The organism is Rugosimonospora acidiphila (assembly GCF_039543385.1).
GTDB lineage: Bacteria > Actinomycetota > Actinomycetes > Mycobacteriales > Micromonosporaceae > Rugosimonospora > Rugosimonospora acidiphila.
In genome coordinates, this window is sequence record NZ_BAABJQ010000089.1 from 1 (window position 1) to 1,062 (window position 1,062).

At 67.1% G+C, this 1,062-nt stretch carries 1 protein-coding gene; it reads right to left on the minus strand.

Going from position 1 to position 1,062, the window contains the following annotated elements:
* Positions 1-161: 161 nt before the first annotated feature.
* The gene (locus ABEA87_RS42155) at positions 162-956 is read right to left on the minus strand and encodes a hypothetical protein (RefSeq protein WP_345639416.1); all 795 of its coding nucleotides are present in this window, start codon (positions 954-956) and stop codon (positions 162-164) included.
* Between the last annotated feature and the right edge of the window lie 106 nt (positions 957-1,062).

Below are 1,062 nucleotides of genomic sequence, written 5' to 3' on the forward strand. Positions count from 1 at the left end.
AGGGTGACTTCCGCCGTGGCCACCTCGGGGTGGGCGGCGATGACGTGGCGGACTGGTTCGAGCCAGTCCGGGGTGCCAGGCTCGCTCGTGACAGATGCGGCCGTGGCGGGCTGGGTGAGTGAGGTCGGCATTACCCGCTCCAGGAAGGGGGTCAGGTCCGGTCAGGACGTCAACAGGTCGCGGACGGCGTGGGCGACCTCGGGAAGGCTGAGCAGGCCGGCGTGGTTCACGTCGAACCGGACTTCCCTGGCCGCGAGTTCGAGGGCGCCGGGCAGGTCCGCGGAGCGCACGATGCTGACCGTGGACAGGTCGGGGAAGGTGCTGACCTGGCTGGCGGCCACCAGGTACGTCATGTAGCTGCGGAACCAGTCGACCAGTTCTTCGGCTCGGTCGGGTTCGAGTCCGACTCGGGTGAAGACGGTGCTGCCCACGTCGCGGTAGATGCGTACGAATTCCGCGGTGAGGGTGGCCAGGTCGTCGTGGGTGCGTTGGGCCGAGGCGCCGGCGGCCCGGGTCTCGAGGACCTCGTCGGGGGTCAGGACGGCGGCCAGCGCGTCGACGACCCGGTAGAAGCCGTAGTGCAGGACGGTTTCTCCGGTGGCCGCGGTCGGGTCGAACAGGACGACTCTCGGGCATTCCTGCCAGGTGCTGATGCGGTCGGCCAGGGCGAGGGCGAAGACGCTGGAGGCGCAGTAGCCGAACACCGCGTGGACTCTGGCCTGTGATTCGCGGAGGTCTTCGATCCAGCGGTTGAGGTAGTCCTCGCCGTTCATTCCGGTCTCGTCGCCGATCTGGGGTGGCAGGCTCTCCCAGACGGCGTACGGGCTGTCGAGTTCACCGACCATCTCGGCGAACCCGGCTTCGGGTCGTCCGGTCACGGTGAAGTCGACGGTGAGAATGACGTCGTTGTTGCGATTCTGATCGCCGATAGCGCGCCAGGAATTGTGCGTGAACACTATTTCCGCCCTCCAGTCGGGCCGGCAGAAGAAAGAACTTCGCAGGCTGAAATTAGCAGCGCTACAGGCCGTCAGGGACCCCTAGATCGCCCCGGTCGTGCCCGGA